Raw genomic sequence first — 9,441 nt, 5'->3', positions numbered from 1 at the left:
TAAAGATTATGTGGTTACAATAGCAGAGAGGATACACCTGTTCCCATTCCGAACACAGAAGTTAAGCTCTCTAGCGCTGATGGTACTTGGTGGGAAACTGCCTGGGAGAGTAGGACGTAGCCACGTAGTCTTTTTTTATTGTTTGCTATAAAATCTAAAATTAAACAGAATATAAACTCTGTATTGATTTATACTAAGATAAAATATAGAATTATATAATATAGACAAAAAGTTTTGATTTAGAAAGAAGGTATGATATGAATTCTAATGAAAGAAGAAACAAATTAATAGATATTTTAAAGGAATCCAAGCATCCTGTAAAAGGTGGAGTGCTAGCAGAGCTATTAAATGTAAGCAGACAAGTAATAGTACAAGATATAGCGCTTATAAGAGCTAAAGGTTTTGAAATAATAGCGACACCTCAAGGATATATAATATATAATCAACCATATTTTTCCAGACAAATAAAGTGTAAAAATCATAGAAATCCCCAAGAAATTTATGAAGAACTAAGAATTATTGTAGATTTGGGTGGAATTGTAAAAGATGTTATTGTAAATCATCCGACATATGGTCAAATAACTGCGGAACTTAATATTTATTCTAAAATGGATATAGATGATTTTATGATAAAAGTTGAAACAAATGAGTTTAAACAATTATCAGTTTTAACAGAATGTAGTCATATTCATACAATTGAAGCACTCAAAGAAAAAACTATTGAAGATATAATAAAAAAACTAGATGACAGTGGAATATTATCATAAGGAGGAGTTAAATGAATTTTTTGTCATTGGCTAAGACTACTTCAACAAATAGTAATATAACGAAGAGAACTTTAGAAAATATGCTTAATAATTTCAGTGATAATATACCAAATATTATATATGCAATAACAATATTTATAATAGGTATTTATATAGCTAAGATAGTAAGAAAGATGGTTTCTAAATTTCTAATTAAATATGGAATGAGTAAAGGTGTAAATAATTTTATTGTATATGGTATATATATATCAATGCTATCCATCATATCACTGATAAGTTTAGGTATTATAGGAATACAAACTACATCAGTTGTAGCGGTCTTAGGAGCAGCTGGATTTAGTATAGGATTAGCATTTAAAGAAATATTATCAAACCTAGGTTCAGGCATGATTATTTTGTTTTTTAAGCCATTCAATATAGGTGATTATATTCAAGGGTCAGGTGTGGAAGGTACAGTTTCTGATATACAAATATTTAGCACTGTTCTTAAAACTCCAGATAATAAAACTATAATAATACCAAATTTTCAATTGACAAGTAATAATATAATTAATTACACACATCAAAATAAAAGAAGAATAGATTTTTCGTATAATATTTCTTATGACAGTGATATAGATATGGTTAAATCTATATTAAATGAAATTTTTACAAATGAAAAAAGGATACTAGATGATCCAAAGCCAATCATAGGGTTAAACTCTATAGGTAATAATACTATGCAAATAGTTGCTAGGCCTTGGGTTAAAACTGATGATTACTGGGATGTATACTTTGATATAATGGAAAAAGTTAAAAAGAAATTTGATGAAAATAAAATAGAAGTTCCATTTATTCCTGCTTCATTATTGTTTAATAACACAAGTAATTTAAATTCTTTAGATAAAAGATAATATTTCAATTAAACAAAAAAATCAAATTCAAGATAACAAATTAAAGAAAATTCTAAAAAAAATTGAATAATAGTATTGAAAGATGTTAATATATATAATATAATGATTATCAAATAAAACAATTAGTTAAAAGCATTGAAAGAAAATAGTAAAAAACAGGTTGTATTCAGAGAATGAGTGGATGGTGAGAACTCATTACAATGGTTTTTGAATCTACTCTAGAGCTTCTAGTTAAAGCTAGACGTTTACCTACGTTACAGGTCTGAGAGGATTGTACATATGGGTATAATCAATTAGGGTGGCAACGCGGATAAAAGATTTTCGTCCCTTTTATAGGGTAAACGGAGGTCTTTTTTTATTTTCAAAATTTGTTTAAACTAAGAATTTGCAGTTAAAAATGTTTTAATTTAAATTGGAATTATTAATTTATATTATAAAAATTATTAGGAGGAATTAATATGTTAGATATTAAAAGAATAAGAGAAAATTTAGATGATATTAAAAAAGCTATGGAAATAAGAGGCGAAAAAGAATTCGACCTTGATGCTGTAGTGGAATTAGATAATAAAAGAAGAGAGATACTTCAAGAAGTTGAAGTTATGAAAAATGAATTAAATGTAAACTCTAAAAAGATACCACAATTAATAAAAGAAGGAAAAGATGTAGAAGAGGAAAAAGCAAGATTAAAAGAATTATCAGACAAGATAAAAGGTATTGATGAGAAAGTAAAAGAAGTTGAAGGAAAAATGGAATATGCATTGATGAGAATTCCAAATGTACCTCATCCAGATGTGCCACAAGGTGAAACAGATGAAGATAATGTTCAAGTAAGAACTTGGGGAGAACCTACAAAATTTGATTTTGAACATAAAGCTCACTGGGATATAGGAACTGGTTTAGGGATATTAGACTTTGAAACAGCTGGAAAAATAACTGGTTCAAGATTTACTTTATATAGAGGATTAGGTGCTAGATTAGAAAGATCTTTAATGAATTTCTTCTTAAATACTCATACAGCTAAACATGGATATACAGAAGTTTTACCTCCATTTATGGCTAATAGAAATAGTTTTATAGGCACTGGCCAACTTCCTAAATTTGAGGAAGATATGTTTAAAATAGAAGGGCTAGAGTATTTCTTAATACCAACAGCTGAAGTACCTGTGACAAATATACATGCTAATGAGATATTAGATGTTGCAGAACTTCCAATAAAATATTGTGCATATACTCCTTGCTTTAGATCTGAAGCTGGTTCAGCAGGAAGAGACACAAGAGGTTTAGTTAGACAGCATCAATTCAATAAAGTTGAATTAGTTAAATTTGTTAAACCAGAGGATTCTTATAAGGAATTAGAATCATTAACTCATGATGCTGAAACTATGTTACAAATGTTAGGTCTTCCATATAGAGTTGTAAGAATATGTACAGGAGACTTAGGATTTACAGCTGCTTTTAAATATGATTTAGAAGTTTGGATGCCAAGTTATAATAGATATGTAGAAATATCTTCTTGTTCAAACTTTGAAGATTTCCAAGCAAGAAGAGCGGGAATAAGATTTAAAAGGGATAAAAAATCAAAAGCAGAATATGTTCATACATTAAATGGTTCTGGATTGGCTATAGGAAGATGTTTAGCTGCTATATTAGAAAATTATCAACAAGCAGATGGCTCTGTAGTGGTTCCAGAAGAATTAAGACCTTATATGGGTGTTGATGTTATAAAATAATTATGTATTAATATTATATAAGTGATAATATATTTTAAGATTAAAAATATACTGTAAGTAAATAGTAAATTAGAAAAAGTTATGAGATTTAATAATTTCATAACTTTTTTATGTTAATATATATAATAGAATATTCATCATAAAAAGCTAAATATTTTCATAAATCAACATTTAATTAGACGTTGAAAAAATTTTTTTAGGTTAATTTAAATTAAATGTAGCTATGTATAGCAATATATTAAATAAACAAAATAAAATTAAGTTGAATTATAAAATGAATTATGATAAGATAAGTTTGTTATAAGTTTTGGGAGGAATTATGGAAAGTTCATTTTATATGAAAGAAGCATTAAAAGAAGCATATAAAGCATATAATAAGAGAGAAACACCAATAGGTGCTGTTATAGTTAAAGATAATCAGATAATAGCAAGGGCTCATAACCTTACAGAAACATTGAAAGATTCTACAGCTCATGCAGAAATTTTAGCGATAAAGCAAGCATCAGAAAAATTAGGTGGATGGAGATTGACAGATTGTGATTTGTATGTTACACTAGAGCCTTGTATAATGTGTAGTGGTGCAATAGTTAATTCTAGAATAAAAAAGCTTATAATAGGGACAAGACATATAAAAAATTCATATATAGAGAAACAGCATGAGTTTAAATTAGATTATTTTGATAATAATAATGTAAAAGTGGCTTTTGATGTTTTGCAAGAAGAATGCTCGATCATATTGCAAGAATTTTTTAAGGCATTAAGAAAAAGAGATTAAGGAGAGGTGGTCGAGTGGTCGAAGGCGCTCGCCTGGAAAGCGAGTATATGGGTAAAACTGTATCGTGGGTTCAAATCCCACTCTCTCCGCCAGAAACAATAAATAAAAGTAATTAAATATGGTTGTAATTTTGCTGTACTAGATGGGGAGGTAGCGGTGCCCTGTAACCTGCAATCCGCTATAGCAGGATTGAATTCCATCTAAAGGCTTATTTTTTGTAGGGCCGCCCTGAATAAGTGGTGTTGATGCTTAGGTCCTGCGCAATGAAAGCTCATGAACCCCGTCAGATCCGGAAGGAAGCAGCGGTAAGTGATCACTTTTGTGTGCCGCGGGGGTGCCTAAGTTGAGCTAACTGTTTTGGTAACGCCTATGGAATTAAGTCGATAGATGGTGTACAGCATTTAATATATAAAAGACTAATCCCTTAGATAATGAGGGATTTTTTTATTAATTTTACTAAAGAGAGGTAAAAAGATGCATAAAGCATTATATAGAGCATATAGGCCACAAAGATTTGATGATGTTGTTGGTCAAGAACATATTATTAAGACTTTAAAAAATCAAATATACAATGATAATATAGGACATGCCTATTTGTTTTGTGGTACAAGAGGTACTGGAAAGACATCTACTGCAAAAATTTTTTCAAGAGCAGTAAATTGTTTAAATAAATTGAATGAAGAACCTTGCAATGAGTGTGAAATATGTGAATCAATATTAAAAGATAATACAATGGATGTTGTAGAAATAGATGCAGCATCAAATAATAGTGTAGATGATATAAGAGAGCTTAGAGAAAGTGTAAAATATTCTCCAGCTAATGCTAAATATAAAGTATATATAATAGATGAGGTTCATATGTTGTCTCAAGGAGCTTTTAATGCATTGTTAAAGACATTAGAAGAACCTCCCTCATATGTAATCTTTATATTAGCTACTACGGAACCTCATAAGATACCTGCAACTATTTTATCACGTTGCCAAAGATACGATTTTAAAAGAGTTACTGTTAAAGATATGACTCTTAGGATGAAAAAAATTTGTGAAGATGAAGGAATTGACATAGATGAAAAAGCTCTTAATCTGATATCTAGAAACTCTCAAGGAGCACTTAGAGATGCTCTTAGCATATTAGATCAGTGTATATCATTTGGAGAAAATACAGTAGACTATAAAGATGTTGTTGAGTTGATGGGAAGCGTGAATATAGAACAATTATTTGAGTTGTCTCAATGTATTGTAGCACAAGATACTAAAAAATCTCTTGAAATATTAAATGAATTTGTTTTATGGGGTAAAGATATAAGAAACCTTATAAATGATTTAATAGATCATTTTAGAAATTTAATGGTTTGCAAAGTATCATCAGAATTAGATGAAATAATCTCATTACCAGAAGAAACTATAGAGCAACTTAAATCTCAATCTGAGGACATAGATATGAATGATTTAATAAGAATTTTAAATATACTGTCAACAACTCAAGATGATATAAAATCATCTTCAAATCCAAGAGTCTTAGTAGAAATAACTATAATGAAGATTGCTCAGCCAATGTTTGATGAAAGTAAAGAAGCTCTTATTAAAAGGGTTGAGAATTTGGAAAAAATGATTGAAATGGGTAGCTTTAAAATTACAAATAATGATAGTGGTAAAGAAAAGGAATATGAGGATAATAGAGAAATAGATTCAAAAAAAGAAAGTATAGTTTATGAAGAGGTAAAAAATGAAGATGTTCTACTTATAGAATCATCATGGAAAAATATACTTAAACAAATTAAAAAAGATAAAAAAATGCCAATATACGCTCTTTTAAGTGAGGTAAAAAGTTTTAATGTATATTCTAACATGTTATATGTAATATTTGATGATAAATTTGATTTTGCAAAAACTAGATTAAGCTCCCCAGATACAATAAATTATCTAGAGAAGACTATAAGAGAAGTTTTAAATAGAAGCTTTAGTGTAAAAATAGTATTGTCATCAGAAGTCAAAGATATAAATCTTGAAGTTAAAGAAAAAAAAGACATTGGTGAAGAGATACTAAAGAACATAGTAAACGAAGATATACTAGAAATAAAAGATAGTATTGATGAAAATGAAAGTAAATAATAAAATACTATTATGATATAATAATAAAATGAAAATAAGTTTAGGAGGAATAGTGTTTATGGCTAAAAAAGGTTTTGGAGGCGGAATGATGCCTGGTGGTGGAAATATGAATAATTTATTAAAACAGGCTCAAAAGATGCAAGAAAACATGCAAAAAGCTCAACAAGAGTTAGAAAATAAAGAAGTAGAAGCTTCAGTTGGTGGAGGAGCAGTTACTGTAAAAGTTAATGGTAAAAAAGAAGTTTTAGATATAACTATTAAACCAGAAGTTGTTGATCCAGACGATATAGAAATGTTACAGGATTTAGTTTTAAGTGCAGTAAATCAAGCATTGAGAAATATTGATGATATACAAGCAAATCAAATGAGTAAGGTAACTGGAGGTATGAATATACCAGGGTTATTCTAGTAGGTGATATTTATGCAAGTTTATACAGGTCCGATAACGAGACTAATAGAAGAATTTTCAAAGCTTCCAGGAGTTGGAAGAAAGACTGCTCAAAGGTTGGCTTTTCATATTATTAATATGAATACTAATGATGTGGAGGCTTTATCTAAGGCAATTATAGACGCAAAAAGAGAGATAAAGTATTGTTCAATTTGTTGCAATATAACAGATACAGACCCATGTAGTATGTGCTCAAATAAGAATAGGGATTCTAGTACTATATGTGTGGTAGAAGATCCGAGAGATGTTGCAGCTATGGAGAGAATAAGAGAGTTTAAAGGGCAATATCATGTATTAAATGGGGTTATTTCTCCAATGGATGGTATTGGACCAGATATGCTAAAAATAAAAGAGCTTATACAAAGGCTTGGTAATCAAGATGTAAGAGAAATAATAATGGCTACAAATCCTACTATTGAAGGAGAAGCTACAGCTATGTATATTGCAAGATTAGTAAAGCCAATGGGAATAAAAGTTACTAGGATAGCTCATGGTCTTCCTGTTGGAGGCGATTTAGAATATGCAGATGAAGTTACAATATCGAAAGCATTGGAAGGCAGAAGAGAAATATAAAAATCGAGGTTACTACCTCGATTTTTGTAATTTTTTGGAGTTAAATTCAGATTAATTTTGATTTAGATTTATTGAATAAATCTCTTCTGTATTGTATAATTTGTTGTATAAATCATTTAAAAATTTTGATAGGGGTGCAACATGAAACCAATTATGAACTTAGAAGAACATAATGCAATGAAAGAAAAAAGAATTAAAAAAATGAAATCAAAAGACAAGCCTAAATATGATGATTTTGAGGAGATCAGTTTTTCTAACAAGAAAAAAACTAAGAAAACTCCAAAAAATAAAAATACTGAATTCAGAAATAACTATAAAAACTATCAGTATGATTATGAAGAAGATTTTTATGAACCAATCTAGCAATTAAATAATTAGAAGATAAAAAATCCCTAATAGGTATACTATAGGGATTTTATTTATTTTATTAATCAGAAATTATACTTAATACTAAATTAGCTATGTTTTGGGCTGAATTTGACTTTCTTATAGATTTTATATTTTTCTTTAACATTTCTAGCCTACTAGAGTCATCTATTAAAACTTTTAATAATATTGATAAATTATATTTCTTTGTAGTTCTAAGTGCTGCACCACAATTGGATAAGAAATCAAGATTTTCTTCTTCTTGTCCAGGGATATAATATGGAACTATCATGGGTACATCTTTTAATAGTGCTTCAGTTGTAGTAAGTCCACCAGGCTTACTGACTAAAACATCGATAGAAGCTAAAATATCATTCATTTTATTAGTGTATCCAAGTACACATACATTTTTGTCATGATAACGAGATACAAGTTTTTTTTCAATTTTCTCTTTTAAACTTTCATTTCTACCAGTTATTACGAGTATCTGAAAATCTCTATCTGTATCTAATAACTCATCAAGAGTTTCTTTTATATTCCCAGCTCCAAAACTGCCACCCATAAGTAAAACAGTTAATTTATCAGGAGATAAATTTAGTTCAGAAAGAACAATTTTTTTATCTCTATGAGAATGGAATGATTTTTCAACAGGGATTCCAAATGTTCTAATTTTGCTAGGCTCGACTCCATCAAATACTAATAATTCCTTTACATACTCATGACCAACAATATAGTAGTCAATCTCATTTTGTATCCATGTGGAATGAGTAGTATAATCAGTTAGTACAGAAATAAGTGGAGGAACATTAATAGTACTTGTATGATGCTTATAAAAATGATCAGTAGAAGCATTTATTTCATTATTATGTAAGTTAAAATTTTTTTTCAATGTACTTAGAGCAATCATTGGAAAAGGATGTGTACCTATAATTAAATCTGGCTTAGTGTTTTTAATGAGTTTTTTAAATTTTTTTGCCATAAATGTAATGATTAGATTATCTTTAAATTCATTTTTCGATAAAAGGTTTGTTTCAGATAATCTATATACACTTCCATATGCTTTGGGTGTATATATGGCGGATTTTTCATATCCTCTTGAAATTATTTTATCCATTATGTTATTGACTAATTTCAAACTGTCTATTATTTCGCACTCAACTGGCTCTCCATCAATTGTTTTGGATGTAAGTTCTTCTTTAATAGCTAGAGCCGCTCTATTATGTCCACCACCTGTAGAAGCAGACATGATTAATACTTTCTTGCTCATAATAAAATCCTCCTAAAATGTAGCATAGTATTTATATAATATTTTGATGTGTAAAAATGTCGTTCTCAATCAAATTATTGATAAATCATTTTTTAATAATAATCTAATACAAGATTACAAAAATTACAAGTGAAAGAAATGTAAATTAATTTTAAAAAAATGTGTATTGCTACAAATAAAAAATTTAAATATAGAATAAAAAGGAAAATTGGGCATAAAATATATATTAGTCCTATGAAATAGAGACTTTTGTTTATTATTAATTTCTGAGAGTTAAGCTGATAAAACATAGAAAAATTAAAAATCTAAAAAAAAATAAAAAATTATATTGACTTAGACAAATAAAGCTGATATAGTATTACTTGTCCTTAAGAAAAGGGCAGACATGAAAAATGAACTTTGAAAATTAAACAGTAGGTTAATTTATAAAAACAAGAAACAAACCATAAAGCCAGATATTTAGATAACAATAGTATCTGAGCCTGATAAACTTTTATTTGAGAGTTTGAT

At 28.5% G+C, this 9,441-nt stretch carries 9 protein-coding genes, 1 tRNA gene, 1 rRNA gene, 1 other RNA gene and 1 other annotated feature; of the genes, 11 read left to right on the top strand and 1 reads right to left on the bottom strand.

Annotation, left to right across the window (positions count from 1 at the left end; translation table 11 throughout):
* Positions 1 to 9 precede the first annotated feature (9 nt).
* The 11 genes from rrf to IC175_RS18955 all read left to right on the top strand — a co-directional run bounded on the left by rrf (position 10) and on the right by IC175_RS18955 (position 7,661).
* Positions 10 to 126 (top strand): 5S ribosomal RNA (rrf, locus tag IC175_RS19005).
* Between the two features lie 131 nt (positions 127 to 257).
* The gene (locus IC175_RS19000) at positions 258 to 767 is read left to right on the top strand and encodes a transcription repressor NadR (RefSeq protein ID WP_227825475.1); all 510 of its coding nucleotides are present in this window, start codon (positions 258 to 260) and stop codon (positions 765 to 767) included.
* Between the two features lie 11 nt (positions 768 to 778).
* Positions 779 to 1,660, top strand: a complete 882-nt coding sequence (locus tag IC175_RS18995) for a mechanosensitive ion channel family protein (RefSeq protein WP_227437590.1) — start codon at positions 779 to 781, stop codon at positions 1,658 to 1,660.
* A 126-nt stretch (positions 1,661 to 1,786) separates the two neighbouring features.
* Positions 1,787 to 1,992 (top strand) — a binding site (T-box leader).
* Between the two features lie 126 nt (positions 1,993 to 2,118).
* Positions 2,119 to 3,390, top strand: a complete 1,272-nt coding sequence (gene serS / locus IC175_RS18990) for a serine--tRNA ligase (protein WP_227483911.1) — start codon at positions 2,119 to 2,121, stop codon at positions 3,388 to 3,390.
* Between the two features lie 319 nt (positions 3,391 to 3,709).
* Positions 3,710 to 4,165: a nucleoside deaminase gene (locus tag IC175_RS18985; RefSeq protein WP_227437594.1), complete on the top strand. Its 456-nt coding sequence runs from the start codon at positions 3,710 to 3,712 to the stop codon at positions 4,163 to 4,165.
* Positions 4,166 to 4,257 (top strand) — tRNA-Ser (locus IC175_RS18980).
* A 41-nt stretch (positions 4,258 to 4,298) separates the two neighbouring features.
* Positions 4,299 to 4,563: signal recognition particle sRNA large type (gene ffs, locus IC175_RS18975), an RNA gene on the top strand.
* A gap of 76 nt (positions 4,564 to 4,639) precedes the next feature.
* The gene (dnaX, locus tag IC175_RS18970; RefSeq protein ID WP_227437596.1) at positions 4,640 to 6,277 is read left to right on the top strand and encodes a DNA polymerase III subunit gamma/tau; all 1,638 of its coding nucleotides are present in this window, start codon (positions 4,640 to 4,642) and stop codon (positions 6,275 to 6,277) included.
* A 58-nt stretch (positions 6,278 to 6,335) separates the two neighbouring features.
* The gene (locus IC175_RS18965; RefSeq protein ID WP_227437598.1) at positions 6,336 to 6,686 is read left to right on the top strand and encodes a YbaB/EbfC family nucleoid-associated protein; all 351 of its coding nucleotides are present in this window, start codon (positions 6,336 to 6,338) and stop codon (positions 6,684 to 6,686) included.
* Between the two features lie 12 nt (positions 6,687 to 6,698).
* Positions 6,699 to 7,298: a recombination mediator RecR gene (recR, locus tag IC175_RS18960; RefSeq protein WP_227437599.1), complete on the top strand. Its 600-nt coding sequence runs from the start codon at positions 6,699 to 6,701 to the stop codon at positions 7,296 to 7,298.
* A 141-nt stretch (positions 7,299 to 7,439) separates the two neighbouring features.
* Positions 7,440 to 7,661, top strand: coding sequence for a hypothetical protein (locus tag IC175_RS18955; RefSeq protein ID WP_227437601.1), 222 nt, complete (start codon positions 7,440 to 7,442; stop codon positions 7,659 to 7,661).
* A 64-nt stretch (positions 7,662 to 7,725) separates the two neighbouring features.
* Here the strand turns inward: IC175_RS18955 and IC175_RS18950 are convergent, their stop codons facing one another.
* Complete coding sequence (locus tag IC175_RS18950; protein ID WP_227437604.1) at positions 7,726 to 8,931, bottom strand: MGDG synthase family glycosyltransferase; 1,206 nt, start codon at positions 8,929 to 8,931, stop codon at positions 7,726 to 7,728.
* Positions 8,932 to 9,441: the final 510 nt, after the last annotated feature.

It is taken from the genome of Clostridioides sp. ES-S-0123-01, assembly GCF_020658415.1.
Lineage (GTDB): Bacteria > Bacillota > Clostridia > Peptostreptococcales > Peptostreptococcaceae > Clostridioides.
This window is presented reverse-complemented; position numbering and strand designations above follow the sequence as displayed.

Bases quoted from the DNA above. Each gene is read 5' to 3' on its own strand.
- IC175_RS19000 (WP_227825475.1), top strand. From the start codon at position 258: ATGAATTCTAATGAAAGAAGAAACAAATTAATAGATATTTTAAAGGAA.
- IC175_RS18995 (WP_227437590.1), top strand. From the start codon at position 779: ATGAATTTTTTGTCATTGGCTAAGACTACTTCAACAAATAGTAATATA.
- serS (WP_227483911.1), top strand. From the start codon at position 2,119: ATGTTAGATATTAAAAGAATAAGAGAAAATTTAGATGATATTAAAAAA.
- IC175_RS18985 (WP_227437594.1), top strand. From the start codon at position 3,710: ATGGAAAGTTCATTTTATATGAAAGAAGCATTAAAAGAAGCATATAAA.
- dnaX (WP_227437596.1), top strand. From the start codon at position 4,640: ATGCATAAAGCATTATATAGAGCATATAGGCCACAAAGATTTGATGAT.
- IC175_RS18965 (WP_227437598.1), top strand. From the start codon at position 6,336: ATGGCTAAAAAAGGTTTTGGAGGCGGAATGATGCCTGGTGGTGGAAAT.
- recR (WP_227437599.1), top strand. From the start codon at position 6,699: ATGCAAGTTTATACAGGTCCGATAACGAGACTAATAGAAGAATTTTCA.
- IC175_RS18955 (WP_227437601.1), top strand. From the start codon at position 7,440: ATGAAACCAATTATGAACTTAGAAGAACATAATGCAATGAAAGAAAAA.
- IC175_RS18950 (WP_227437604.1), bottom strand. From the start codon at position 8,931: ATGAGCAAGAAAGTATTAATCATGTCTGCTTCTACAGGTGGTGGACAT.